Genomic DNA, 24,441 nt, shown 5'->3' on the forward strand with positions numbered 1-24,441 from the left:
CCCCTGTGTCGTTCTGTCGTGCGCCCTGCGCGTGGAGCGGCGGTCCTACAGGTGCGGCAGGATCGCCGGCATCAGGTCCTGGAACGTGCGGCCGTTGGTCGGGGTGCCGAGGGCCGTCATCGTCCAGCCCGAGCCCGCGCGGTGCACCTTCGCCATGATCTGGGCGGTGTAATTGCCGCCGCCGTCGAGCGTGTAGCGGGCGAGTTCCTGGCCGTTGGTCTCGTCCACGAGGCGGCAGAACGCGTTCTGCACCTCCTCGAAGGTCTGGCCCGTGAAGGAGTTCACGGTGAAGACGATCTGGTCGATGTGGACCGGGACGCGCTGCAGGTCCACGAGGATCGCCTCGTCGTCACCGCCCTGGCCGACGCCGCCGACGAGGTTGTCACCGGTGTGGCGGACGGAGCCGTCGTCGCTCACCAGGTGGCGGAAGAAGACGACGTCGACCGGCTGCTTCTCGGCGAAGAGGACGGCGGAGGCGTCGAGGTCGATCTCGCGGGTGCGGGAGCCGAACAGGCCGCGCCGTTTCGCCGCCTGCCAGCCGAGTCCCATACGGACCGCGGTCAGGGTGGCCCCGTCCTTCTTCTCCAGGCTGATGGCCTGACCCTTGCTCAAGTTGACGGACACCGCTGAATCCCCTCTCGATGGTCCCCTGTTGCCGCGCAGTGCGCGGTTGTCAAGAACCCTACGCATGTGCACCGACAGCGCCGAACCCCGGCCCGCGCTTTGTGTCGGTGTTGCAACACTTGGCGCATATGCCGAGGTCCGGCGGGGTGGCGGGGCTCAGGCGAGGCCGGCTTCCCGCATCTGGCGCAGTTCCTTCTTCATCTCCGAGACCTCGTCACGCAGCCGGGCCGCGATCTCGAACTGCAGCTCCGCGGCGGCGGCGCGCATACGCTCGGTCATCTCCTCGATCTGCTCGGCGAGTTCGGCCGCCGGGCGGTCCGTGGGCACTGTGGCCGCTTTGCCCTTGGCGGCCTTGCCGGCCTTTGCGCCCTTGGCGGTCTTGTCTCCGAGTGACGGGACGGGTGCCTTGGCGCCCTTGCCGTCCTTGGACTTGCGGTAGCCGGAGCCGAGGAGCTGCTCGGTGTCGACCTCTTCGCGGGCGATCTGCGCGACGATGTCGTTGATCTTCTTGCGCAGCGGCTGCGGGTCGATGCCGTTGGCCTTGTTGTAGGCGACCTGCTTCTCCCGGCGGCGGTTCGTCTCGTCGATGGCCTTCTCCATCGCCGGGGTGATCTTGTCGGCATACATATGGACCTGGCCGGAGACATTGCGCGCCGCGCGGCCGATGGTCTGGATCAGCGAGGTGCCCGAGCGCAGGAAGCCTTCCTTGTCGGCGTCCAGGATCGCCACCAAGGACACCTCGGGCAGGTCGAGCCCCTCACGCAGGAGGTTGATGCCGACCAGGACGTCGTACTCACCGGAGCGCAGCTCGCGCAGCAGCTCGACGCGGCGCAGGGTGTCGACGTCGCTGTGCAGATAGCGCACCTGGATGCCGAGCTCCAGGAAGTAGTCGGTGAGGTCCTCGGCCATCTTCTTGGTGAGGGTGGTGACGAGGACGCGCTCGTCCTTCTCGGTGCGCTTGCGGATCTCGTGCACCAGGTCGTCGATCTGGCCCTCGGTGGGCTTGACCACGACCTCCGGGTCGACCAGGCCGGTCGGGCGGATGATCTGCTCCACGACACCGTCCGAGCGGGACAGCTCGTAGGTGCCCGGAGTGGCCGACAGGTAGACGGTCTGGCCGATGCGCTCCTGGAACTCCTCCCATTTCAGGGGGCGGTTGTCCAGCGCGGAGGGCAGGCGGAAGCCGTGGTCCACGAGCGTGCGCTTACGGGAGGCGTCCCCCTCGTACATGGCGCCGATCTGCGGGACGGTGACGTGCGACTCGTCGATGACGAGCAGGAAGTCGTCCGGGAAGTAGTCCAGCAGGGTGTTGGGCGGGGAGCCGGGCAAGCGGCCGTCGAAGTGCATCGAGTAGTTCTCCACGCCGGAGCAGGTGCCGATCTGGCGGAGCATCTCGATGTCGTACGTGGTGCGCATCCGAAGGCGCTGGGCCTCCAGGAGCTTGCCCTGTTTCTCCAGCTCGGCGAGGCGCTCCCCCAGCTCCTTCTCGATGTCGTTCACGGCCCGTTCCATGCGCTCGGGGCCGGCGACGTAGTGGGAGGCGGGGAAGACGTACAGCTGCTGGTCGTCGCTGATGATCTCGCCGGTGAGCGGGTGCAGCGTGGACAGCGCCTCGATCTCGTCGCCGAACATCTCGATGCGGACGGCCAGCTCCTCGTAGACCGGGAAGATCTCGATGGTGTCGCCGCGGACCCGGAAGGTGCCACGGCTGAAGGCCATGTCGTTGCGCGTGTACTGGATGTCGACGAAGCGGCGCAGCAGCTCGTCGCGGTCGATCTCGTCGCCGACTCTCAGGGGGACCATCCGGTCCACGTACTCCTGCGGAGTACCGAGGCCGTAGATGCAGGACACCGAGGCGACCACGACGACGTCGCGGCGGGTGAGCAGCGAGTTCGTCGCCGAGTGGCGCAGCCGCTCGACCTCCTCGTTGATCGAGGAGTCCTTCTCGATGTAGGTGTCCGACTGCGGGACGTAGGCCTCGGGCTGGTAGTAGTCGTAGTACGAGACGAAGTATTCGACCGCGTTGTTCGGCAGCAGCTCGCGGAACTCGTTGGCCAGCTGGGCGGCCAGCGTCTTGTTCGGTGCCATCACGAGCGTGGGGCGCTGAAGCTTCTCGATCATCCACGCCGTGGTGGCGGACTTGCCGGTGCCGGTCGCGCCGAGCAGGACGACGTCCTTCTCACCGGCCTCGATGCGCCTGGCCAGGTCGGCGATGGCCGTCGGCTGGTCGCCGCTGGGCTGGTAGGGGCTGACGACCTCGAAGGGCGCCACCGTGCGTTCGATGTGGGAAACGGGCCGCATGTCATCCACCGTACGACCCCGCACTGACAACAGGTCCGGATCAGCGGTTCTGCGGGGTCCGCGAGACGTGGTGCGCGGGGCGGCGCTCCTCCTGGAGGGCGGCACGGCGGTCCGGGTGGGAGGCTACGGCGGCGGCCGGGACACCCGGTTTGTGTTCGATGGGCCTGGGCACGGGCCGGCCCATGACCATCAGCGGGTCGAAGATCACCACGACGCCCGCGAGGAGCAGGAAGGCGAGCGGACCGATCAGCATCGGTGCGAGCACGGACGGCTCCGGCGCACCTCCGGCGGTGTGGGTCAGGCCGTCGAGATGGACGCCGAGGGCGGCCATGCCGGTGTAGTGCATCCCGCTGACCGCGAGCCCCATGACGAGGCTCGCCCCCACGCTCCACAGGAAGCCCCGGACGCGCCCGGCGGCCCACAGGGCTGCGGTGGCGGCCACGACCGCTATGACCACGGAGGCGGCGACGGTGAGTGTGTTGTAGGTGAAGCGCCCGTGGAAGCGCACGCCCGCCATGCCGAGATAGTGCATGGAGGCGACGCCCAGGCCGGTGATCGTGCCGCCGGTGAACAGGGGCGTGCCGGTGGCGCCCCGGTAACCGACGATGAAGATCCCGACCCCGACCATGACGACAGCGAGGCCGAGGCTCGCGTAGGTGATCGACTTGTCGTAGTGAATCGGCGTCTCCTTGATGGCGAAGCCCATCATGGCGACGAAGTGCATGGTCCAGATGCCGGAGCCGATCGCGGCGGAGCCGAGGGCCAGCCAGGCGGGCCGCCAGGAGTGCGTGACCAGCAGGGACCGGGTGGTGCAGCGCAGGCCGAGGGCGCCGCCGAGGCAGGCCATCAGATAGGCCACCAACGGGGTGACGGCCCCGTAGCTGAATCCGTCGACCGTGCCTTGCATCCGCGGCTGCCCTTCCGCCCTCTTGCGTCCCGGAATCACCGATTTGTTCCCCCGGCCCAGGACCGCGTCGGCGGTCAGGGTTGTCGCAGAGAGTATGACCCCCACCAGAATGGTCGAACGATTTTCCGGCAAAGAAACACGGCCTTGCCTCACTTGTGCGGTACCGGTGAGCGGACCTGGACATCTCCATTCGGTGTGTGGCCATCGTGCGCCGGGTACTGGTGACCGTCTGCTGTCACTCTGGTTGCTGTCGGTATTCGCTCGACGCGAGGAGTCTGTATGTATGCGCGCGTACTTGCCGCCGCGGCCGCCACTGTCCTGGGGACGGCGGTCCTGCCGAGCCCCACCCCCGACACCCGGGCCGGCGACACCGGCGTGCCCGCGGTGATCGCCCACCGGGGCGCCTCCGCCTATGCTCCCGAGAACACGCTGGCCTCGATCGACAAGGCCGCGAAGCTGGGCTTCTCCTGGGTCGAGAACGACGTTCAGCGCACCAAGGACGGCGAGCTGGTCGTCATCCACGACGACAGTCTGCAGCGCACCACGAACGTCGAGCAGGCCTTCCCCGGCCGGGCCCCGTGGAAGGTGAAGGACTTCACCGCCGCCGAGATCGCCCGGCTGGACGCGGGCAGCTGGTACTCCCCGGCGTACGCGGGCACGCGCGTGCCGACTCTGAAGCAGTACATGTGCCGGGTCGAACACAACCACGAGAAACTGCTCCTGGAGATCAAGAACCCGGAGCTGTACCCGGGCATCGAGCAGCAGACGCTGAAGCTTCTGGGCAACGAGGGCTGGCTGGACCACAAGCACCTCGGGCGGTTGATCGTGCAGAGCTTCAGCGCGGACAGCATCCGGACCGTGCACCAGCTGAAGCCCGCGATCACCACGGCCTACCTCGGGTCACCCACCGCGGCGCAACTGCGCCAGTACGCGCCCTACGCGGATCTCATCAATCCCTCGTACGAGTCGCTCTCCCCGGCGTACGTCTCCGCCGTGCACGCCGTCGACGGACCGCACGACAAGCCGCTGCGGGTGTTCGCCTGGACGGTGAACGACGCGGCCACCGCCCGCCGGGTCGCTGGCTACGGCGTCGACGGGATCATCAGCAACAAGCCCGACGTGGTGCGGGCGGCGCTGGACCCGCACTGAGCGGGACGGGCGTTGTCAGTGGCGGGTCGTACCGTGGGCGCATGGACAGCGATGGGCAGGATGAGCAGCGGGTGGCGTGGGCCGTGGTGGGCACGGACATCGGTCCGCTGATGCTGGCGGCGACCCGTGACGGCCTGGTCAACGTGGTCTTCCACGCCACGGACGCGGTGCGCGACCGCGCCCTGGAGCGGCTTGCGGCCAGGCTGGGCGGCACTCCCGTGGAGGATCCGGACTCGCCGCTGCTGGCCGAGGCGATACGCCAGCTGCGGGCCTATTTCGCGGGCGAGCGGCACGGCTTCGACCTGCCGCTGGACTGGTCGCTGAGCTCCGGGTTCAACCGGCAGGTGCTGCGCGAGCTGGCGTCCGGCGTGCCCTACGGCACGGTGGTGGGGTACGGCGATCTCGCCGGGCGGGTCGGGCAGCCCGGCGGGGCGCAGGCGGTCGGCATGGCGATGGGCGCCAATCCGCTGCCGGTGGTCGTGCCGTGCCACCGGGTCGTGGAGAGCGACGGTGGCATCGGCGGCTTCGGGGGCGGGCTGGAGACCAAGCGCAGGCTGCTCGCCCTCGAGGGCGTGCTGCCCGAGCCGCTGTTCTGACCGGGCCCGGCTAGTCGTCGTAGTGCCGGGCCTCGAAGACGTTGCCGTCGGGGTCCCGGAAGTAGAAGTTGCGCGGCGCCCTGCCACGGGCGCCGAAGGAGTCGCGGCCCATGTCGCTCATGGGTACGCCGTGCTCCTCCAGCCGGGCGCGCAGGGCGTCGAAGGCGTCGGCGGGCAGGGACAGGCAGATGTGGTTGACCGGGTGACCGGCGGCGTCCGCGGCGCCGGGCAGCATGTTCATGCGCTCGGCGGAGGTGAGCGGGACGAGGTCCAGGATGGTCTCCTCGTTGACCCGCACGGAGGGGAACGCCGTCTTTCCGTCGGCGTACTCGGCGACTCTCACGGGTTCCAGGCCGACGGCATTCCGGTAGAAGCCGGTCGCGGCGACCGGATCGGTCACCCACAGGACGACGTGGTCAAGACGCGTGCTGTTCTTCCTCATGCGGCCCAGGCTGGTGGCGTCCCCCACAGGCCGCAAGCGTTTAGCGACGGCCGGCACCTGCCAGAGATGGGGAAAGGACCGACGGACAGGAGGCGGTGCGCGTGGTTGTGGTGGTGTCGCAAGAGGTCCGGGAAGCGATCGACGCACGGCGGCCGGTGGTGGCCCTGGAGTCCACGATCATCGCGCACGGCCTGCCCCGCCCGCGGAACCTGCAGGTGGCGCTGGAGCTGGAGGACGCGGTACGGCGGGAGGGCGCCGTACCGGCGACCATCGCCGTGCTCGACGGCCGCCCCCGGGTCGGCCTGGACAAGGAGCAGCTGGAGCGGGTCGCGAACGAGGACGGCATCCGCAAGCTGGGCCACCGGGACCTGCCGCTCGCCGTGGCGGCGGGTGCGAGCGGGGCGACCACGGTGTCGGCGACGGCACAGCTGGCCGCGCTCGCCGGCATCCGGGTGTTCGCCACCGGCGGGCTGGGCGGTGTGCACCGGGAGTGGACGGTGACCCAGGACGAGTCGGCCGACCTGGGTCTGCTGGCACGCACCAGGATCACGGTGGTCTGCGCGGGTGTGAAATCGATCCTGGACGTGCCGGCGACCCTGCAGCGGCTGGAGACGCTGGGCGTGGCCGTCGCGGGGTACGGCACGGACCGGTTTCCCGGCTTCTATCTCTCGGACTCGGGGCATCCGGTCAACTGGACGCTGGAGACTCCGGAGCAGGTCGCGGACGTCATGCGGGCCCAGGACGCGCTCGACGCGCCGAAGTCGGCGCTGATCGTCGCCAACCCGGTCCCCGAGGAGGAGCAGCTCGATCCGGAGCTGCACGCGCGTGTGCTCGACGACGCGCTGCACGCCTGCGCGGAGCGGGGCCTCACCGGACAGGCGGTCACGCCGTTCCTGCTGGACTACCTGGTCCGGCACACCGACGGCGCCTCCCTGAGCGCCAATCTGGCGGCCGTGCGCGGCAACGTACGGCTGGCGGCGCGGATCGCCACGGCGTGGACCGGGGCATGACCGCGGACGGGTCCCTACTGGTCGTCGGAGACGTGGTCACGGATGTGGTCGCCCGGCACCGGGGCCCACTCGCGGCCGGCACCGACACGGCCGCCGCGATCCGTACGGTGCCGGGCGGCGCGGGCGCGAACGTGGCCTGCTGGGCCGCGTACGCGGGCTGTGCGGACGTACGGCTGCTCGGGCGGGTCGGCGCGGACGCTGCCGCGTGGCACGAGCGAGAGCTGGTCGCGGCAGGAGTGCGGCCCCGGCTGGTGGTCGATCCGACGGCGCCGACGGGGACGGTGATCTGCCTCGTCGACACGGGTGCGGCGGCGGAGCGTACGTTCCTCACGGACAGCGGGGCGTCTTTGCGGCTCGAACCCGCCGACTGGTCGGACGCGTTGCTCGACGGTGTCACCCGGCTGCATCTCTCGGGCTATCTGCTGTTCACGGAACCGAGCCGGGAACTCGCCCGGACGGCGCTCGCGGCGGCACGCGCGCGTGGTGTGCCGGTCAGCCTGGATCCGGCTTCGGCGGGCTTCCTGGTGCGCCTGGGCGTGGATCGCTTCCTGGCGTTCGCGGAGGGCCTGGACGTGTTGCTGCCCAGCCGGGACGAGGCGTGTCTGCTGACGGGGCTGCCGGATCCGGCGGACGCGGCGGCCAAGCTGAGCCGTCTCGTTCCGCTGGTGGTGGCCAAGGTGGGGACGGCCGGCGCGCTGGTGGCCCGTTCCGGCAGCGCACCGGCCAGGATCGCGGCGACGCCGGCGGTCCCCCGGGACACCACGGGCGCCGGTGATGCCTTCACCGGCGCGTTCCTCGCCGCCGTGCTCGCGGGCGCGGCACCGGAGGAGGCGGCGGCGCGGGGCTGCCGGGCGGGCGCGGAGGCGGTGGAACGGGTGGGAGGCAGACCACCGGGCACGGGGGGCGACGGCCGGCACGACGGCAGGCCGGGGTGCGAGGCACACCGCCGTGGGCGGGACACGGTGGCCGGCCACCCCGAGGGGAGGACCCGTCGCGCCAAGGAGTGACGGCTGTCACCTGCCGGTGCCATGGGGACCAGCGCCATGGGGGCACGGGCAGCGGTGGCTCGACCCTGTGCGGCACCGCGAGGCGTGGGCAGAGCGGTTGAAGCCGCGCGGCTGCTCTTGCGCGCCCTCGGTCCGGGCCTTCGTCCCCCACGCCGAGATCATCGGTGCGGTGACCAGGTCCATGCCGCCGGCCTCGACGTTGGCCAGATGCCGGTCGACGTCCTCCTCGGTGGCAAGCCCAGCGGCGACGAGACTGCCGCGGATCTGACGGACCGTCGCGGCCTCGAGGGCGGTGCAGGCGGGCGATGCCACCGGGAAGAACGCATCGGCCTCCACGCCGCTCAGGCCGGCTTCACGCAGCAGACGCGGGAGTTTACGGCCGTACGCCAGATCCGCGCCGCGTTCGGCGAGCAGCTTGCGGAAGCCCTGGCGCAGCCGGTTCGCCGGCTTCTGCTCGGGGCCGTACTCGTCGGGACAGGTCAGAGGCTGGAGAGCGGGGTCTGCGTCCTCGACCAGCAGCCGCCCGCCGGGCCGCAGGGCCTGGCTCATGGACCGCAACGCCCTCTCCCGGTCCGGGACATGGACGAGGACGAGCCGCGCATGGACCAGGTCGAAGCCGTCGCCCGGTGGTTCCTGCGCGCCGACGTCGTGGACGCGTACCTCCACCGGCGGGCGGGCGGGCAGCGGCAGCGAGCCGCGAGGTGTCGATGTCGGTCGCGACGACCTTGCCGGTGGAGCCCACCTTCTCGGCGAGCCAGGACACCACTGAGGTACCGCCGGCTCCGACTTCCCAGCAGCGCCAGCCGGGTCCGACGCCGAACGCCTCGATGTGCCGGAACGTCGTGGGATCGAAGAGGGCGGCGAAGGCGTCGAAGCGCCGTGCCGCCTCGTTCTGCCGGATGTCCAGGAGGTATCCGTCGGATGGCGTCATGCCACGATCATCCCGGTCACCCGGCTTGTCCGGACCGGCCGGTGGTTGCGTCCACAGGCGGGAACCAAGCGGAACACTCGATTCCCACACGCTTACCCGCGCTTTGCCCTCGGCTGGCAGACTTGCCGGGCAAGGCGCGGAAGCGTTGCGCGAGGGAGATCCAAGCGAGGAGATCCAGATGTCCATGGCGGGGAATCTGCGGAAGGTCACAGGGTTGGGCGGGGTAGGCGGGCTGCGCAGGATGGCGCGGCTGGCCCGGCGGCGCCCTCGTGTGGACCTGAGTCATCCCGCCAGGTCGCCGCTGGGCTCGTCAGTGGTGAACTGCGTGACGTATCAGGACGGCGTGCGCGTGCCGCAGTGCACGGACCTGGTGGATGCCGTGCGGATGGTGCGCAAGACAGGCGAGGGGTTCGTCTGGCTCGGGCTGCACGAGCCGACGGACCGTGAGTTCGCCGGCATCGCCGAACTGTTCGACCTGCATCCGCTGGCGGTGGAGGACGCGGTCGAGGCTCATCAGCGCCCGAAGCTGGAGCACTACGGGAACACGCTCTTCGCGGTGTTCAAGACCGTCTGCTATGTGGAGCACGAACAGCTGACGGCGACCAGCGAAGTGGTGGACACCGGAGAGATCATGGTGTTCGTCGGCGAGGACTTCGTCATCACGGTGAGGCACGGCCGGCACGGCTCACTGGGGCCGTTGCGCGAGGAGCTGGAGGCCCATCCGCATCAGCTCGCCAAGGGGCCGGCGGCGGTGCTGCACGCCATCGCGGACCATGTCGTCGACGACTACCTGAACGTCACCGACGCGGTCCAGGCCGACATCGACCAGGTCGAGACGGACGTGTTCTCGGAGAACGGCGCGCGCGTCGACCCCGGCCGCATCTACCAGATGAAGCGTGAACTGCTGGAGCTGAAGCGGGCGGTGGTGCCGCTGGCCCGACCGGTGGAGGACCTGGCCACCCGGCCGATACGGGTGGTCGCCCCGGAGATACAGGCCTACTTCCGGGATGTGTTCGACCATCTGATCCGGGCCAAGGAACAGATCGCCGCGTTCGACGAACTGCTCAACTCGATCCTGCAGGCCCACCTGGCGCAGGTGACCGTCGCACAGAACGAGGACATGCGGAAGATCACGGCCTGGGCCGCGGTGATCGCCGTACCGACCATGGTGTGCGGGGTGTACGGCATGAATTTCGACCACATGCCAGAGCTGCACTGGACGTTCGGCTATCCGCTGGTCATGGCCGTCATGGCAGGGGCGTGTCTGGTGCTGTACCGGGGCTTTCGGCGCAACGGCTGGCTCTGAGCCGCGGGGCCTGCGGCGGCCCGTCCTGATCAGCCGCTCCACGCGGGATGGCGTGGGTCGTCGGCGCGCACCAGGACGTCCGCCGTGCCGGCCGGGTCGGTCTCGGACTCGTAGCGCTCGAAGGCGCGGAGCGTCCAGTGGTCGGCCTCGGGGGTGCGGCGGCGCAGGGCACCCGGCGAGAGAAGGAGGTGCACGGTCAGGTCGAACGGGAACCAGTGACGCAGCAGAAGGGGGCCGTGGAGCAACAGGATCCCACGGGGCGGGAGTTGGACATAGGGACTGCGGGTGGCCCGGTCGGTGGCCGGATCCCACAGGTCGGGCAGGACGCGTCCGTTGCCTCCGGGGTCCAGCGGGCCGAAGACCTCGCGCCACAGGGCGCCGGTGTCGAACCATCCGCCGTAGTACGACTCCGCGTCCCGCCGCCCGTGTTCCAGGCGCAGGGAGGCGGGTCGCAGGAAGCCCTCGGCGCCGACCACGAGCGAGGGCCGGCCGCGCACCCGCAGCGCCTCTCCGACCCGCTCGGCGAGGTCGCCGGGCCGGGCTGCCGGGGCCCCGTCGAAGCCAACGCGCGGCCAGGCGCTTCCGTCGGCCGGCTCAAGGCCGGCCAGCCGGTCGGCGAGCAGCTCGGCGAGCCGGTCCCAGGTGATCGCTTCGAGTCGCACGGGGTCAATGATGCCGGGTGGTGGGGAGGTGGTGCGGTGCGGATGCCTGCCAGGGAGCGGGAGGTGCCTGGGGGCGGGAGGCCCGGCCGGCGGAGGGCGGGGTGAGGGCGCCTGTCAGTGGCGGGTGGTGAATGGGCCGGGAGATGGGTCTCGTGGGTCTCGCTCCAGGTACGGGCCGCGTCGAGGAGGGGGATCAGAGTGCGGCCGAGCGGGGTGAGGGCGTACTCGACCCGGGGTGGGTTCTCGTCGTGGGCGGTGCGGGTGACCAGGCCGTCGCGCTCCATCGCGCGCAGGGTCTCGCTGAGGACCTCGGTGGACGAGATCCAGACGCCGTTGCGGCACCGTACACGGGTGTCGGTGTTCAACTTCCGGAACGGGGAGGAGGGCGGCACGCGGAAGGAAGAGCAGGAGCGGAAGAAGTAGAAGCATTAGAAGGAGTGGGTAGCGCAGGGGACGCGCGGGCGGGGACGGGGAAAGGACCGTGTATGGCGCTTCCCTCAAGTCCCCACTCCCCCGGTCGGCTTGTCGTCGTCCAGGCGCTGAAGCCCAAGCGGTGTGCCGCTTGCCGGCGGGGGCCGCTGTCGCTGCTCGTGCTGGAGGACGGGGCGCCGCGCTGCCTGCACTGCGCGGACCTCGGGCACCTGGTGTTCCTGCCGCGCGGGGACACCGCGCTGACCCGCAGGTCGAGGGAGGAGAGCGGGCTGTCGGTCGTGGTGGTGCGGTTCAACCGGCGCAAGGGCCGTTATGAGCGGCAGGGCGTGCTCGTGGAGGAGGCGGCGCTGGCCCGGGCCGAGGCCCGCTGTCTGGCGGACGCGGAGGCGCGGCGCCGGCGGCGGGCGCGGGACGCGCGGCGCAGGGCGGCCGAGGACGAACGCTTCGCGGCGGCGTTCGCGGCCGAGATCCTCCGGCTGTTTCCCGGGTGCCCGGCCGACCGCGCGCGGGCCATCGCAGCGCACGCGTCGGCGCGGGGCAGCGGGCGCGTCGGGCGCAGCGCGGCCGGGCGGGCGTTGTCGGAGGGAGCGGTGATCTCGGCGGTCGTGGCGGCCGTACGGCATGTGGACACTCCGTACGACCAGCTGCTGATGCGGGGTGTCTCCCGGTACGAGGCACGGCGCCGGATCGCCCCGGCCGTGGAGAGCGTGCTGCGGGCCTGGCAGGACGCCGGGGCGGACGTGGGCTGAGGGCAAGCCCGCCGCGCTCTTCGCTCATGGACGCCCACTGGCCGTCCCCGATATTCCCTGCTCATCCCCTGTTTCCCCTGGTCGCGATCACTCCCTGATCGCCCTGATCACTCCCTGACCACTCCCTGATCGCCCTGATCATTTCCTGCTCATTCCCCGAGGGCTCTTGGCAAGGGAGCCGGGTGGAGTCCGGGCCCGGGCCCAGGGCCTCGCCAGAAAGCGCTGTCCGTCGCTCTGCGCGGTGGTCGGTGCGGACGTATCGTGGCCGGAAGAGTGCCGCAGAGCGCCGAAAGAGCGCTGCAGGACGCCGCCCGATCGGCGTACGGCCCGTCGTACACCCGGTGCCCGCGCGGCACCCCGTACGCGAGGAACACGATCATGGCCGATCCCAAGGGGTTCATGACCACGCCGCGCCAGGAGTGGCCGCGGCGGCCTGTCGAGGAGCGGGTGCGGGACTGGGACGAGGTCTACGTCCCGGGAGCACTGCTGCCCATCATCAGCAAGCAGGCCGACCGGTGCATGGACTGCGGGATCCCCTTCTGCCACGACGCCTGCCCGCTGGGCAATCTGATCCCGGAGTGGAACGACCTGGTCTCGCGGGAGGACTGGCGCGCGGCGAGCGACAGGCTGCACGCGACGAACAACTTCCCCGAGTTCACCGGCCGGCTGTGTCCGGCACCCTGTGAGGCGGGATGCGTGCTGGCGATCAACCAGCCGGCCGTCACGATCAAGAACGTCGAGTGCGCGATCGCCGACCGGGCCTGGGCGGAGGGGTTCGTCCCGGCGCGGCCTCCCGACCGGCTGTCCGGTAGGACGGTCGCCGTCATCGGCTCCGGGCCCACCGGGCTCGCCGCGGCACAGCAGCTGACCCGCGCCGGGCACACGGTCGCCGTGTACGAGAAGGACGACCGGATCGGCGGCTTGATGCGGTACGGGATCCCCGAGTTCAAGATGGAGAAGCGGCATCTGGAGCGGCGGGTCGAGCAGATGCGGGCCGAGGGGACCAAGTTCCGTACGTCGACGGTGGTCGGGCGCGATGTCGGGGCGGTGGAGCTGTGCGGACGGTACGACGCCGTGGTGATCGCCACGGGGGCGACCGCGTGGCGGGAACTTTCCGTGCCGGGCCGGGAGTTGAACGGGATACACCAGGCGATGGAGTATCTGCCGCTGGCGAACCGAGTGTGTGAGGGGGATCTGGAGGTTTCACCGCTGTCCGCGGCCGGCAAGCACGTGGTGATCGTCGGCGGCGGGGACACCGGGGCGGACTGTCTGGGGACCGCGGTGCGCGAGGGGGCCGCGTCCGTGACCCAGCTGGACATCTACGCGCAGCCGGGCGCCGAGCGCGACGAGGACGTCGAGCCGTGGCCGACGTACCCGAAGATCTACCGGCTGTCGGCCGCGCACGAGGAGGCGCGGGACCTGCGGACGGCACCGGCGGCGGACGCGGACGCGCGGCTGTTCGCGGCGTCCACGCTCCGCTTCACCGGGGACGGCAGCGGGCGGGTGCGGTCGCTGCACCTGGTGGAGGTCGACGAGTTGCGGCGCCCGATGCCCGGCACCGGTCAGACGCTCCCCGCCGATCTCGTACTGCTCGCCCTCGGGTTCTCCGGGCCGGACCAGGGGGACGGGCTGATCGGGCAGTTGGGGCTGGAGCTCGCTCCGCGCGGCACGATCGCGCGGGACGACGGTTTCGCAACCAACGTTCCCGGGGTGTTCGCCGCCGGGGACGCGGCGCGCGGGCAGTCACTCATCGTGTGGGCGATCGCGGAGGGGCGGGCGGTGGCGGCGGCCGTCGACCGCTATCTGATGGGGAGTTCGCAGTTGCCCGCGCCGGTCTCTCCGAGGGATCGGCCGATGAGGGTGTAGGTGTGGCCGACGGTTTCCTGTGACCGTTCGCCGTCCTGGCCGGCGGATCGCAGGCGGTCGGGTCGTCGGCCGCGGCCGGCTCGGGTCAGCCCTTGCGCTCGTCCGTCCCCGCCACCTTGCCCGTCGACAGGGCCACCCGGTTCCATGTGTTGATCGTGCAGATCAGGGCCAGGACGTGGGCCAGTTCCTCCTCCTCGAAGAGGGCGGCGGCCTCGGCGTAGACCGTGTCGGGGACGCCCGCGTCGGCGACGAGGGTCAGGGCCTCGGTGAGCGCGAGGGCGGCCTGTTCCTTGGGGGTGAAGAAGTGCCGGGCCTCGCGCCAGACGGCGACCATGTGCAGCCGGTCCTCGCTCTCGCCGGCCTTGCGGGCGTCGTTGGTGTGCATGTGCAGGCAGTAGGCGCAGTGGTTGAGGTGCGAGGCTCGGATCTGGATCAGCTCGACCAGCGCCGGGTCCAGGCCCGCGCGGGCGGCGGCGTCGAAGCCGATGAGGGCGCGGAAGACCTTCGGGGCGGACTTCGCGAAGTCCAGTCGGGAGCGGCCGGCGTCGGCCTCGCTGATCGCGGCGGTGAAGTCGGCTGCGGTGGCGGTCGTGTTCGTCGTCATGGCTTCAACCTATGAGCCCGAAAGACCAGCTGTAGGGTGCATTTCCATGACGGAATCATGGGTCAATTCCGCGGAGCGGATCGGTGTCGATCTGCACCTGGAGCTGTCGGGTCCGGGCGGGCGGCGGGCGGCGCTGACCCGGGCGCTGCGGGAGGCCGTGCGCAGCGGGCGGCTGGCGCCCGGCACCCGCCTGCCGCCGTACCGGTCACTCGCGGCCGATCTGGGCGTGGCCCGCAACACGGTGGCGGACGCGTACGCGGAACTGGTCGCGGAGGGCTGGCTGACCGCCCGCCAGGGGTCGGGCACCCGGGTGGCCGACCGTGCGGAGCCGTTGCGACACGCCGCGCGGACGCCCGTGAAGGCACCTCCACGCGCGCGTGGCCCTCGGCACGATCTGCGGCAGGGCACGCCGGACGCCTCGGCGTTTCCGCGGGCCGCCTGGTCGGCCTGCTACCGGCGGGCGCTGCGGGAGGCGCCGAGCGAGGCGTTCGGGCCGGGCGACCCGGCCGGGCGCCGGGAGCTGCGGGAGGCGCTGACCGCATATCTGGCACGCGCGCGTGGGGTGCGGACCGAGCCGGACCGGATCGTCATCTGCTCGGGCTTCGCGCACGCGCTGCGGCTGCTGTTCGGCCAGGGGGCGGGCGGGGTGCTGCACGGCCCGCTCGGCGTGGAGGCGTACGGACTGGAGTTCCACCGGGGGCTGCTCGCCACGGCCGGGGTGCGCACGGTGCCGCTCCCGCTGGACGAGCACGGCGCACGCGTGGACGTACTGGAGCGGGAGCGGGCCGTGCTGCTCACTCCGGCGCACCAGTTCCCGACCGGCGGGCCGCTGCACCCCGGGCGCCGGGCGGCCGTGATCGACTGGGCACGCGCGCGTGGGGCGGTCGTACTGGAGGACGACTACGACGGCGAGTTCCGGTACGACCGCAGGCCCGTCGGCGCGCTCCAGGGGCTCGATCCGGAACGAGTGATCCACTTGGGGTCGGTCAGCAAGAGCCTGTCACCGGCGCTGCGGCTGGGCTGGATGGTCCTGCCCGAGCGGTATGTGGAGCCCGTGCTCGCGGCCAAGGGTGAGCGGGAGGCCTGGGCGAGCGTCCTGGAACAGCTGGCGCTGACGGAGTTCATCGTCTCGGGGGCGTACGACCGTCATGTGCGGCGGATGCGGCAGTGCTACCGGCGCCGGCGTGACCGGCTCGTCGCCACGCTCGCCGTGCACGCGCCGCATGTCGAGGTGACGGGCAGCGCGGCCGGGCTGCACGCGGTGCTGCGGCTGCCGCCGGGCACCGAGCGGTCCACGGTGAAGGCCGCCGCGTGGCAGGGTGTCGCCCTGGACGGACTGGCCGCGTTCCGGCATCCGGCGACGCGGATGCCGACGTCCGACGGGCTGGTGGTCGGCTACGCCTCACCACCGGAACATGCGTACGGCGCGGCGCTGGAAGCGCTGTGCGGGGTGCTGCCGCCGGAGTGAGGGGGCGTACACGGCGGCTTTCGTTCGCGCGGCCCGTGACGGCCGGCCGGCGGGGCGGTGTCGTCGGAGATGAAGTGCAGCAGGGCGACGAGGGAGAGGGCGACCGGTCGACCGAGGTCCAGGACCGCCGGGCTCCAGCGATGATCGCGTCGGGGTCGCGCACGTCGGCATGCAGGTACTCGGTGGTGCCCTGCGGTGTGCTGCGCAACAGGGCCGCCGTGTGGGCCGGCACGATCGGGTCGTTGTCGCAGTAGACGGCCCGGGCCTCGGGCGCGGCCTGCTGGGCGATCTGGTGCAGGTTCGGCTCGGTGGGGATGCCGGTGTTCCGCTGGTGTCGATCCCGACGACCGTGGGGTCCTGCCCTGTCATGCGGCACTCCATGGGCGTCGGGACGAGCGTCCGGCACAGCGGATGATCAAGTCGGTAGCAGGATAAGGAAGTTGAGCAAGAAGCAACACATGAACCGGATCAGGACAGCAGGAAGTCGGCCTCCCCCGCCTTGGCCCCCTCTATGAAGGCGGTCATCTCGTCCGCGGTGTAGATCAGCGCCGGGCCGTCCGGGTCGGTGGACTGGCGTACGGCGATCCGGCCGTCGGCCAGCTTCATCGCCTCCAGGCAGTTCCCGCCGTTGCCGCCGCTCCAGGGCTTGTGCCAGCCCTCGCTGCCCAGCTCCCGAGCGGGCATGCCGTTGTAGACGTGTCCGCGCGGCTCGATGCGATCCATTCACAGCTCCTTGCGGAGATCCCGGAGGATCTCCTTCGTGCGTTGTGCCGTAGCGGCCTGCGCCGCCATGCGGTCCATGACCTCGAGGTGGGTCGCCACCTCGGCGCGCGCGTCCAGGTAGACGGCGCCGGTCAGGTACTCGCTGTAGACCATGTCCGGAAGCTCCGGCACGGCGAATCGGAACAGCACGAAGGGCCCGTACGTCCCCGGGTGCGGTCCGCTCGCGAACGGGGCGACCTGGAGCGTCACATGAGGCAGCTTCGTGGCCTCGAGCAACTTGTCGATCTGCGTGCGCATCACCTCCGGAGAGCCGACCGGGCGGCGCAGGGCGGTCTCGTCCATCACCGCCCAGAAGCGGGGGGCGTCGGTACGGGTGAGCAGTTGCTGGCGTTGCATGCGCAGGGCAACATGCCGCTCGATGTCGTCCGGGCTGGTCTGGCCGATGGCTCCGGACCTGAGCACGGCGCGCGCATAGTCCTCGGTCTGCAGCAGACCGGGGACGAAGTGCGGCTCGTAGGAGCGGATGAGGCTCGCCGCGCCCTCCAGGCTGACGTGCATCGAGAACCAGCCGGGCAGGATGTCGTGGAAGCGCTGCCACCAGCCGGGCCTGTTGGCCTCCTCGGCCACCTGCACGAAGAGTTCGGCCTCGTCGTCGGCCACGCCGTAGGCCTTGAGCAGCAGCTGCAGGTACGGGATCTTGAGAGCGACCTCGGCCATCTCCATGCGGCGGACGGTGGCGGGCGCGACGCGCAGGACGCGGGCGGCGTCCTCGCGTTTCAGTCCGGCGCGTTCCCGCAGCTCCAGCAGGCGCCGGCCGAGGACCACCTGACCCACCGTCGGCGCGGACCGCGGTTCGCTCACGCTCCCACCTCCATCGAAAGCTCCACCGAGAGCTCCGTCGACAGTTCCACCGACAGCTCCACCGAAATGTTTCCCGACAGCCCTGCGGCGCCATTCGAAGGTGCATTCGAAGACCGGTCGGATCTCCGATGACCCCAATTGGCGCCGCTCGACGTGCTGTTGCGAGCAGTGTGCCACGGCCTCTCGCCGCGCCACACAGCACTCTGCAATTTTCAGAGTGACACTTGCCAAGTGTTCACGGCGGGGAGATAGTGGCAAGCGTGATTCCGTCCGCGCCCTTAGGAACAGACACCGCAGACCGACCCGGTCTCGGTGCCGTCACGGCAGTCCCCCAACGGGGCACGGCCGAGCGCCGGTTCCGCTTCGAGCTGGCCGCACATCCGGGTTCCGTCGCCCAGGCGAGGCGTCTGGCGCATGCCCGGCTGACCGGCTGGTCGGTGTGCGCGGACACCTGCGACAGCGCGGCCCTGGTCATATCGGAGCTGGTCACGAACGCGATCGTGCACACCGCGAGCAGTCGCGTCGTGTGCGAGCTGCACGACCGCGACGACACGGTGCGCATAGCCGTACGCGACGAGGGCTGTGCCCCCGGCGAACCCCACCCGTCCCCGCAGCGGCCCGACGAGGAGCACGGGAGGGGGTTGCTTCTCGTCGACGCGCTGTGCCGGGCCTGGGGCGCCCATGAATGCGGACCCGGACTGCTGGTCTGGGCCGAGCTGGCCCGCCGGACCGACACGGCGCACGACACCTCCGAGCCGCGCAACGACCTCGGCTGGGGCGCCCGCCCCAAGCCCGGCCGCCCGGACGACCCCGACGAGGACGAGCCCCCAGAGGGCCGGCGCCGCTCTTCCGGGCAGCCCCCGCAACGGGAACCGGAGCAGCAGCCCCGGCACGGGGCACCCGAGGAGCAGCCCGGGCACGGGGTACCGGAACAGCAGCCCCGGCACGAGATCCCGGAGCAACACCAAGGCCACGAGGTCCCGGAGCAACACCGCCACGGTGTCCCGGAGCCCCACCGGCACCGACCCCTGGACCGGCCCCCGCACCAGCCTCTGCACCGGGCCCCTGAGCAGCGCCGCGCCGGGGAGCGCCCGTGACCGGCGGCTACGACGCCGACCGCGGGGACGGTGTCGGTCCGGCCCGCAACGGTCCGGCCGACAGCACCCGGCACACCACCACGAACCTCGGTCTCGACACCCTGGTGCGGTTGCAGCGCCGCCGGTCCGCCCCGGACGCGCCGCATCGGCTCATGGTGCCGGATGACATGAGCGCACCGCTCGGCTGTGACGCCGTTGCCGTGCCCGACCGTCTCGGCCCGCTGGTCGTACCCCGGCTGCCACGGCTGGGCTGTGTGTACGCCGACGGCGCCCGCTGGTGGTGGATCGTACCGTCGGGCTCCGACTACGCCCTGCCCTGGCCGTCCCCGGCCCACTACGTCCCAGGTGCCCTGGTCACCGGCGCTGCCCGGCTCATCCACCGGCCGGAGGGCACGGTCCCGTACACCCCGCCGATCCCGCTGTATCTGAACCTGTGCCGGGTGACGGGGACGGCCCCGGACTGGTCTCGGGCCGTCCCGGCGTAGCGCTGGGCCGGCCTCGGCCGAGGCGCCCACGGAGGTGCCGGATGCCGTTTCCTGGGCGGCTGCCGGATGTCCGTGGCACGTCGCGCAGTTCCCCGCGCCCTCTGGTTGGCTGCACCTCTGTCAGCTGATTGACCGACCTCCGTCCAGCGGCCCTGTCCCCCACCGGGGCCCTCCTCCCCGCCGGACCTCCCACACCCTGCCTTCCGCCCAGCCTTCCGCCCGGCCTCTGCCCCAGAGGAAGGCGCCGCCCTCGCCCTGGGGCCGGCTTCGCTTGCCCGCGTCGGTGGGGTGCCTCCTTCAGAGAAGGCCCCGCAGCACCCGCCCGCCCGTGCCGCCTGGGCCCCATCGCCCCAGGGCACCGGCGGAGGCATGACTGCCCGCAGGCCGCGGCGCCAACAGGCACCGCCCCGCCCGAGGCCCCCACCCCCGCCGCACCCCGCCAAGGTCCCCACCCCGCCCCACCTCCGCGTAGAGCCCCCCGCACGCCCCCACCGCTCCCCCCGCACTTCCGCACGCGCTCTCCCCCGCCGCCGGTTCGGACAGGGATAGTGGCCCTCCGTCACGGTCCGGGAGGTCACGGTGAGGAAGCGGCGGGGGGCGCCCGAGCCCGCGGTGTCGGGGTCGGAGCGGCTGTTGTTCGGTGGGCCGCTGCGGTACGACGTGGGCTGGAGCGAGCATGAGAACGCCATCCTGAAGCTGAGCTTCCGCGCGATGGTGGTCCGGCTGCCCGGCATGCTGGCGTCCAGTCTCCGGCTGGCCCGGCAGGCCGACGCGCGGGCCGCGTGGATCGTCCTGTCCGCCGAGGTGGCCCAGGGTGCCGCCCAGGCGGTGAGCCTGCTGGCCGTGAACAGCGCGCTCGGCAGGCTGCTGACCGGCCCGGGCATCGAGCAGGGGCTGCGCTCGGCCGCCCCCGCCCTGGCCGCCATGACCGCCGTGGCTCTCGTGACCGTGCTGCTGCGGGCGGCCTCCACCCATGCCACCGGGCGGCTGGAGCCCAAGGTGGAGCGGGTCGCGACCGAGCTGTATCTGGAGCGGGCGGCGAACGTGGAGCTGGCCGCGATCGAGGACCACGCCTTTCACAAGCTGCTCGACACCGCCCAGTACGGCGCCGAATCCGCGCGCCGCATGATCTCCTACGGAACCCGGGTGATCGGTGCGCTGATCTCGCTGGCAGCCGCCGCGGGCGTGCTGGCGGTGCTGCACCCGGTCCTGCTGCCGCTGCTGGTCACCATGACCCTGCCCAGCGCCTGGAGCGCGCTGACCAACGCGCGGCGCCGCTACGAGTCCTTCCACGTCTGGGTGCAGCACGCCCGCGCCGGCCGGCTGATCAGCCATCTGCTCACCGAGCCCGCCGCGGCGCCCGAGATCCGGGTGCACGGGGTCGGCCCGTTCCTGCTGCGCCATTTCCGGTCCATGTCCCAGACGGCGGAGGCGGAACAGGCCCGGCTGTCCCGGCTCGCCGCCCGGACCGGCCTGATCGCAGCGGCCTGGACGGGCCTCGCCACACTCGCCACCTACGCCACGCTGGGCGCGCTGCTGCTGGCCGGCGCGATGGCCCTGTCCGTGGCCGGTACGGCGGTGATCGCGATCCGCACCGGTGCGGCGAGCCTGGACACGCTGGTGCTGGAGATCAACCAGTTGCACGAGGAGGCCCTGTTCGTGGGGGATCTGCAGCGGCTGTACGTGGAGGCGGCCGAGCGGGCCGTCCCGGCGGGCGGCGAGGCGCTGCCGGAGGACCCGAAGGAGATCCGGTTCGAGCACGTCACCTTCGGCTACCCGGGTGACTCGGCCCGCCCCGCCCTGGACGACGTCACCCTCACGCTGCCGCTCGGCCGGATCATCGCGCTCGTCGGTGAGAACGGCTCGGGGAAGACCACCCTGGTCAAGCTGCTCGCGGGGCTGTACACGCCGGACCGGGGCCGCATTCTGTGGGACGGTGTCGACGCGGCGCGGGCCGACCGGCGGCTGCTCGCCGAGCGCATCGCGATGGTGGCGCAGGACTTCAAGCGCTGGCCGTTCACCGCCCGGGTGAACGTGGCCGTCGGCCGTTCCTCGGCGCCCATGACCGAGGAACGCCTGGCCGCGGCGGTCGCCGAGGCAGGGGCCCAGGAGGTGGTCGCGGATCTGCCGCGCGGCCTGGACACCCTGCTGGCCCGCGACTTCAGCGGCGGGCACGAGCTGTCCGGGGGCCAGTGGCAGCGGCTCGGCATCGCCCGGGCGGCGTACCGGCGCGGGCAGGTGCTGATCGTGGACGAGCCGACCGCCGCGCTGGACGCGCGGGCCGAGCTGGAGGTGTTCGAGAAGATCCGAGCGCTGGCCGGCAGTGGGCAGACGGTCGTGCTGATCACCCACCGGCTGGCCTCGGTCCGGCACGCCGACCTGGTGCATGTGCTGGAGCACGGGCGGCTGGTGGAGTCCGGGACCCCGGAGGAGCTGCTGGCCGGGGGCGGTGTCTACGCCGAGCTGTATGCGCTGCAGGCGGAGCAGTTCACGGCGAGGGTACCGGCACCGAAGCCGGCCTGAGCGAGCTCACTCGGTGTGGTCCCCGCCCCGTACGATCACCAGGAACGTGTCCGTCGCGAGATCCATGACGACTTCCGCCGGCAGGCCTTCCTGACGCCGCGCGTGCGCGAACTCCTCAGCGGGCCAGGATCCCCGCGGACCTCCGGCGGGAAAGCGTTCGAGCACGGTTCGCCCGTTCACCATCTCGCACCTCCAGAAAGCGTCGTGCTTATGGAAGTTAACGCCCTGGAGACGGCAAACGCCTCGCTCAGTGACGGGACTGAGACATTACCGACATCCGTTCGGCGCGGACCGTGAGGATCCGTTCACTTCGTGACAGGAACCGCACCTTTCAGTACGTCACGGGAAGGGCCCGCAGCCCCCGGGCGCGCAGCGACCGCCGCCACGTCGCCTGTCCCTCGGCAAGGGCGAGTTCGGGCAGGCGTTCCAGCAGGGCCGCCAGGGCGATCTCCGTCTCCGCGCGGGCCAGCGGCGCACCGAGGCAGTAGTGAATGCCGTGGCCGAGGGCGAGATGCCCGGCGGCGTCGCGTGAGAGGTCGAGGCGGTCGGGGTCGGGGAAGCGGGCGGGGTCGCGGTCGGCGGCGGACAGGGACACCCAGACCGTCTCGCCCGCCGGGATGGTCACCCCGGCGATCGTCACGTCCTCGGTGGGGAACCGGCGCATGGCGAGCAGCATCGGCCCCTCGTAGCGGGCGAACTCCTCGACGGCGGCGGGGAGTCGCTCCGGTTCCTTGCGCAGGACGGCGAGCTGGTCCGGGTGCTCCAGCAGGGCGAGCACCGCGTTGCCGATGAGCTGGACCGTGTTCTCGTACCCGGCGAAGAGGATGAGGAAGGCCAGGGACATCAGCTCGTCCTCGCCGAGCCGGTCGCCCTCGTCGCGTACGGCGATCAGGTCGGAGAGCAGATCGTCGGCGGGCGCCCGGCGTTTGGCCGCGAGGAGCCGGGCGAGGAAGTCGAGCATGGCCGCCATCGCCTCCTTGGTGGCGTGCGGGCGGGCCGGGTCGGGGGCCATGAGGCTGTCGGTCCACTGCCGGAAGTCCAGCCGGTCCCCCTCCGGGATGCCGAGCAGGTCACAGATGACGGTGATGGGCAGCGGGGCGGCGTAGGAGGCGACCAGGTCGGTACTGCCGTGCGGGCCGAGCGCGTCGAGAAGCCGGTCGGCGGTACGGCGGATCGGCTCGCGGAGTTGCTGGACTCGGCGCGGGGTGAAGGCGCGGCCGACCAGGCGCCGGATGCGGGTGTGGTCGGGCGGGTCCATGTTGAGGAGGTTGGCGTCGAGGGCGGGCGGCAGCGAGAGTCCCTTGTACGCGCCGGCCCCCTGCCGCTTGTCCAGCGAGAGCCGGGGGTCGGCGAGCGCGGCCCGGACGTCCTCGTACCGGGTGACGAGCCAGGCGGCGGTGCCGTCCGGTCCGGTGATGCGGTGCACGGGCGCGGTGTCGCGCAGGCGTCGGTAGACGTCGTAGGGATGGTCGAGGAGGCCGTCGGCGGGATCCATGGGCTTCAGCCTAGGGCGCCGGGGCGGATCGGTGGATCACCTTCCCGACTGCGTTGCGTCGTCGGCGAGTTGACCGACGGCAGGGAAGGTTCTCCGGGTGCGAGGGGTGGCGGGGCGGGGTCCGTCCAGGGCACCGGCCCGCCCCGCCGCCCGGTCCGTCAGTGGCCGGGCCCCCGGTTCAGGCGGGCCAGCAGCAGATTCGGGGCCTGCTGGCTGAAGTACGCGGCGCTGTCGACGTAGACCGTCCCGTCGTGTACGGCGACGGAGGTCGGGTTGGCCAGCCCGTCCGTCTGTGTGAGGGCGGCGGTGCGGGTGCCGTCGGGGTGCACCTCGACGACCTCGTCGTCACCGATCAGGGCGGCGAGGACGGTGTCGCCGTACGGTGTGGTGAAGGTGAAGTCGTCGATGTGGTCGAGCCCGGTGGCCCGGGTCTCCACCGTCCCCGCGCAGCCGTTCGGCCGTACGGGAATGCGCAGCAGCGTCCCCCGGTCGCTGTTGGACACCCACACGGCACCGCCGTGGATCTTGACGCCGTTGGCGCCGAAACCGGCGCCGGTGACGGGGACCGGGGTGAGCGCGGTGTCCTGGGCCCACACGGTCGGTGTGCCCCCCGCCTGCGGTACCCGCCACACGATGCCCTGCGCCGAGTCGGCGGCGTAGAGCACTCCGTGCCGCTCGTCGAGCGCGAGGCCGTTGGGCAGTGCGGTCGCCGGGAGCTGTGCGATCTGCCGGGGCGCGCCGCCGTCGGGGCCGATGCGCCAGATGCCGGTCTTTGCTGTGCCGGTGCCGTAGTTGACGTAGAGCGTGCCGTCGTGGGCGCGGACGATTCCGAAGACGGTCGCGGCCTTGAGGACGGGGGTGTTCGGGTTCGCCTCGGCGGGCAGGGTGGCGAGGATCGTCGTGTGCCCGTCCGGGGTGACATGGGCGATCTGCCGCGCGGAGGCGAAGGTCAGGTCGGCCGAGCCGTCGGGCTCGACCGTGATGTTCTCCGGCGTCTGCCCTGTCGCCTTGTCGAAGCGGGCGACGATGTGCGGCTGGGACACGGTCGGCTCGCCGGCGGCCGCGGGTGACGCCGCGAGCACGACGGCGGCGACGACGGCCGTGGCGGCGCCGGTCGCGAGTCTGAGGCGGGTGAGTCGGGGCATGAACCTCTCCTTGGGTGGGGAACATGGACCTTTCTCTTTGACGCGGACACGCCGCCGG

The 24,441-nt window shown here is 71.6% G+C and carries 22 protein-coding genes and 4 pseudogenes; 12 read left to right on the plus strand and 14 right to left on the minus strand.

The window, feature by feature from the left end:
* Positions 1-45: 45 nt before the first annotated feature.
* The 3 genes from ACZ41I_RS21580 to ACZ41I_RS21590 form a co-directional block, all read right to left on the minus strand.
* Positions 46-624: a TerD family protein gene (locus ACZ41I_RS21580; RefSeq protein WP_363213662.1), complete on the minus strand. Its 579-nt coding sequence runs from the start codon at positions 622-624 to the stop codon at positions 46-48.
* Between the two features lie 156 nt (positions 625-780).
* The gene (gene uvrB, locus ACZ41I_RS21585) at positions 781-2,925 is read right to left on the minus strand and encodes an excinuclease ABC subunit UvrB (RefSeq protein ID WP_468514820.1); all 2,145 of its coding nucleotides are present in this window, start codon (positions 2,923-2,925) and stop codon (positions 781-783) included.
* A 40-nt stretch (positions 2,926-2,965) separates the two neighbouring features.
* Entirely contained in the window at positions 2,966-3,832 is an 867-nt protein-coding gene (locus ACZ41I_RS21590; RefSeq protein ID WP_363213660.1) for an MHYT domain-containing protein, read from the minus strand.
* Between the two features lie 279 nt (positions 3,833-4,111).
* On the opposite strand from ACZ41I_RS21590, the gene ACZ41I_RS21595 reads away from it, so the two are divergent.
* Positions 4,112-4,981 carry a glycerophosphodiester phosphodiesterase gene (locus tag ACZ41I_RS21595; protein WP_468514821.1) on the plus strand — a complete coding sequence of 290 codons (870 nt, stop codon included), beginning with the start codon at positions 4,112-4,114 and terminating at the stop codon, positions 4,979-4,981.
* 41 nt (positions 4,982-5,022) lie between these two features.
* Positions 5,023-5,577 carry a methylated-DNA--[protein]-cysteine S-methyltransferase gene (locus tag ACZ41I_RS21600; RefSeq protein ID WP_363213658.1) on the plus strand — a complete coding sequence of 185 codons (555 nt, stop codon included), beginning with the start codon at positions 5,023-5,025 and terminating at the stop codon, positions 5,575-5,577.
* 10 nt (positions 5,578-5,587) lie between these two features.
* Here ACZ41I_RS21600 and ACZ41I_RS21605 read toward each other — a convergent pair whose 3' ends face one another.
* On the minus strand, positions 5,588-6,019 hold the full coding sequence (locus ACZ41I_RS21605; protein ID WP_468514822.1) for a VOC family protein: 432 nt from the start codon (positions 6,017-6,019) through the stop codon (positions 5,588-5,590).
* A 101-nt stretch (positions 6,020-6,120) separates the two neighbouring features.
* Here ACZ41I_RS21605 and ACZ41I_RS21610 point away from each other — a divergent pair, with 101 nt between their 5' ends.
* Together ACZ41I_RS21610 and ACZ41I_RS21615 are read left to right on the plus strand one after the other, a co-directional pair.
* Positions 6,121-7,029, plus strand: coding sequence for a pseudouridine-5'-phosphate glycosidase (locus tag ACZ41I_RS21610; RefSeq protein WP_468514905.1), 909 nt, complete (start codon positions 6,121-6,123; stop codon positions 7,027-7,029).
* A complete protein-coding gene (locus tag ACZ41I_RS21615) occupies positions 7,026-8,036 on the plus strand; it encodes a carbohydrate kinase family protein (protein ID WP_468514823.1) in 1,011 nt (336 codons plus the stop codon). Before ACZ41I_RS21610 ends, ACZ41I_RS21615 begins: the two co-directional genes overlap by 4 nt.
* 138 nt (positions 8,037-8,174) lie before the next feature.
* Here ACZ41I_RS21615 and ACZ41I_RS21620 read toward each other — a convergent pair.
* Positions 8,175-8,967: pseudogene (locus ACZ41I_RS21620) on the minus strand (methyltransferase); the annotation flags it as partial.
* Between the two features lie 178 nt (positions 8,968-9,145).
* On the opposite strand from ACZ41I_RS21620, the gene corA reads away from it, so the two are divergent.
* Positions 9,146-10,273, plus strand: a complete 1,128-nt coding sequence (gene corA / locus ACZ41I_RS21625; protein WP_363213654.1) for a magnesium/cobalt transporter CorA — start codon at positions 9,146-9,148, stop codon at positions 10,271-10,273.
* Positions 10,274-10,302: 29 nt separating this feature from the next.
* Here corA and ACZ41I_RS21630 read toward each other — a convergent pair whose 3' ends face one another.
* A complete protein-coding gene (locus ACZ41I_RS21630; RefSeq protein WP_468514824.1) occupies positions 10,303-10,935 on the minus strand; it encodes a nucleoside/nucleotide kinase family protein in 633 nt (210 codons plus the stop codon).
* A 212-nt stretch (positions 10,936-11,147) separates the two neighbouring features.
* A pseudogene (locus tag ACZ41I_RS21635) lies at positions 11,148-11,219 on the minus strand (winged helix-turn-helix transcriptional regulator); the annotation flags it as partial.
* Between ACZ41I_RS21635 and ACZ41I_RS21640 the strand changes: the two are divergent.
* The 3 genes from ACZ41I_RS21640 (at position 11,197) to ACZ41I_RS21650 (ending at position 13,982) form a co-directional block, all read left to right on the plus strand.
* Positions 11,197-11,358, plus strand: a complete 162-nt coding sequence (locus ACZ41I_RS21640; RefSeq protein ID WP_468514825.1) for a hypothetical protein — start codon at positions 11,197-11,199, stop codon at positions 11,356-11,358. The pseudogene ACZ41I_RS21635 and the gene ACZ41I_RS21640 sit on opposite strands and share 23 nt — an antisense overlap.
* A gap of 62 nt (positions 11,359-11,420) precedes the next feature.
* Entirely contained in the window at positions 11,421-12,116 is a 696-nt protein-coding gene (locus ACZ41I_RS21645) for a DUF2293 domain-containing protein (protein ID WP_363213650.1), read from the plus strand.
* 378 nt (positions 12,117-12,494) lie between these two features.
* Complete coding sequence (locus tag ACZ41I_RS21650; protein WP_363213691.1) at positions 12,495-13,982, plus strand: glutamate synthase subunit beta; 1,488 nt, start codon at positions 12,495-12,497, stop codon at positions 13,980-13,982.
* An 85-nt stretch (positions 13,983-14,067) separates the two neighbouring features.
* On the opposite strand, the gene ACZ41I_RS21655 is transcribed toward ACZ41I_RS21650, so the two are convergent.
* A complete protein-coding gene (locus tag ACZ41I_RS21655) occupies positions 14,068-14,586 on the minus strand; it encodes a carboxymuconolactone decarboxylase family protein (RefSeq protein WP_363213649.1) in 519 nt (172 codons plus the stop codon).
* A 46-nt stretch (positions 14,587-14,632) separates the two neighbouring features.
* Here ACZ41I_RS21655 and pdxR point away from each other — a divergent pair, with 46 nt between their 5' ends.
* Positions 14,633-16,054, plus strand: coding sequence for a MocR-like pyridoxine biosynthesis transcription factor PdxR (gene pdxR, locus ACZ41I_RS21660; protein ID WP_468514826.1), 1,422 nt, complete (start codon positions 14,633-14,635; stop codon positions 16,052-16,054).
* 59 nt (positions 16,055-16,113) lie between these two features.
* Here the strand turns inward: pdxR and ACZ41I_RS21665 are convergent.
* From ACZ41I_RS21665 to ACZ41I_RS21675, 3 genes and pseudogenes are all read right to left on the minus strand, one after another.
* Positions 16,114-16,430: pseudogene (locus tag ACZ41I_RS21665) on the minus strand (SAM-dependent methyltransferase); the annotation flags it as partial.
* A 92-nt stretch (positions 16,431-16,522) separates the two neighbouring features.
* Positions 16,523-16,777, minus strand: a complete 255-nt coding sequence (locus ACZ41I_RS21670; protein WP_023551555.1) for a DUF397 domain-containing protein — start codon at positions 16,775-16,777, stop codon at positions 16,523-16,525.
* The gene (locus tag ACZ41I_RS21675; RefSeq protein WP_363213647.1) at positions 16,778-17,638 is read right to left on the minus strand and encodes a helix-turn-helix domain-containing protein; all 861 of its coding nucleotides are present in this window, start codon (positions 17,636-17,638) and stop codon (positions 16,778-16,780) included. It lies immediately after the preceding gene.
* Positions 17,639-17,862: 224 nt separating this feature from the next.
* Here ACZ41I_RS21675 and ACZ41I_RS21680 point away from each other — a divergent pair.
* From ACZ41I_RS21680 to ACZ41I_RS21690, 3 genes and pseudogenes are all read left to right on the plus strand, one after another.
* Positions 17,863-18,489: pseudogene (locus ACZ41I_RS21680) on the plus strand (ATP-binding protein); the annotation flags it as partial.
* A 347-nt stretch (positions 18,490-18,836) separates the two neighbouring features.
* Positions 18,837-19,220, plus strand: a complete 384-nt coding sequence (locus ACZ41I_RS21685) for a hypothetical protein (protein WP_399770516.1) — start codon at positions 18,837-18,839, stop codon at positions 19,218-19,220.
* A gap of 579 nt (positions 19,221-19,799) precedes the next feature.
* Positions 19,800-21,743, plus strand: a complete 1,944-nt coding sequence (locus ACZ41I_RS21690; RefSeq protein ID WP_468514827.1) for an ABC transporter ATP-binding protein — start codon at positions 19,800-19,802, stop codon at positions 21,741-21,743.
* Between the two features lie 6 nt (positions 21,744-21,749).
* On the opposite strand, the gene ACZ41I_RS21695 is transcribed toward ACZ41I_RS21690, so the two are convergent.
* From ACZ41I_RS21695 to ACZ41I_RS21705, 3 genes are all read right to left on the minus strand, one after another.
* Positions 21,750-21,926, minus strand: a complete 177-nt coding sequence (locus tag ACZ41I_RS21695) for a hypothetical protein (RefSeq protein ID WP_360088459.1) — start codon at positions 21,924-21,926, stop codon at positions 21,750-21,752.
* A gap of 148 nt (positions 21,927-22,074) precedes the next feature.
* Positions 22,075-23,238, minus strand: coding sequence for a cytochrome P450 family protein (locus tag ACZ41I_RS21700; RefSeq protein WP_468514828.1), 1,164 nt, complete (start codon positions 23,236-23,238; stop codon positions 22,075-22,077).
* Positions 23,239-23,396: 158 nt separating this feature from the next.
* Entirely contained in the window at positions 23,397-24,383 is a 987-nt protein-coding gene (locus ACZ41I_RS21705; RefSeq protein ID WP_468514829.1) for an NHL repeat-containing protein, read from the minus strand.
* Positions 24,384-24,441: the final 58 nt, after the last annotated feature.

This window comes from Streptomyces sp. NPDC030799 (assembly GCF_055572255.1).

Coding starts and splice junctions, on each gene's coding strand:
- ACZ41I_RS21705 (WP_468514829.1), bottom strand. CDS start 24,383: ATGCCCCGACTCACCCGCCTCAGACTCGCGACCGGCGCCGCCACGGCC.
- ACZ41I_RS21590 (WP_363213660.1), bottom strand. CDS start 3,832: ATGCAAGGCACGGTCGACGGATTCAGCTACGGGGCCGTCACCCCGTTG.
- ACZ41I_RS21615 (WP_468514823.1), top strand. CDS start 7,026: ATGACCGCGGACGGGTCCCTACTGGTCGTCGGAGACGTGGTCACGGAT.
- ACZ41I_RS21605 (WP_468514822.1), bottom strand. CDS start 6,019: ATGAGGAAGAACAGCACGCGTCTTGACCACGTCGTCCTGTGGGTGACC.
- uvrB (WP_468514820.1), bottom strand. CDS start 2,925: ATGCGGCCCGTTTCCCACATCGAACGCACGGTGGCGCCCTTCGAGGTC.
- ACZ41I_RS21655 (WP_363213649.1), bottom strand. CDS start 14,586: ATGACGACGAACACGACCGCCACCGCAGCCGACTTCACCGCCGCGATC.
- corA (WP_363213654.1), top strand. CDS start 9,146: ATGTCCATGGCGGGGAATCTGCGGAAGGTCACAGGGTTGGGCGGGGTA.
- ACZ41I_RS21595 (WP_468514821.1), top strand. CDS start 4,112: ATGTATGCGCGCGTACTTGCCGCCGCGGCCGCCACTGTCCTGGGGACG.
- ACZ41I_RS21670 (WP_023551555.1), bottom strand. CDS start 16,777: ATGGATCGCATCGAGCCGCGCGGACACGTCTACAACGGCATGCCCGCT.
- ACZ41I_RS21600 (WP_363213658.1), top strand. CDS start 5,023: ATGGACAGCGATGGGCAGGATGAGCAGCGGGTGGCGTGGGCCGTGGTG.
- pdxR (WP_468514826.1), top strand. CDS start 14,633: ATGACGGAATCATGGGTCAATTCCGCGGAGCGGATCGGTGTCGATCTG.
- ACZ41I_RS21650 (WP_363213691.1), top strand. CDS start 12,495: ATGGCCGATCCCAAGGGGTTCATGACCACGCCGCGCCAGGAGTGGCCG.
- ACZ41I_RS21695 (WP_360088459.1), bottom strand. CDS start 21,926: ATGGTGAACGGGCGAACCGTGCTCGAACGCTTTCCCGCCGGAGGTCCG.
- ACZ41I_RS21645 (WP_363213650.1), top strand. CDS start 11,421: ATGGCGCTTCCCTCAAGTCCCCACTCCCCCGGTCGGCTTGTCGTCGTC.
- ACZ41I_RS21700 (WP_468514828.1), bottom strand. CDS start 23,238: ATGGATCCCGCCGACGGCCTCCTCGACCATCCCTACGACGTCTACCGA.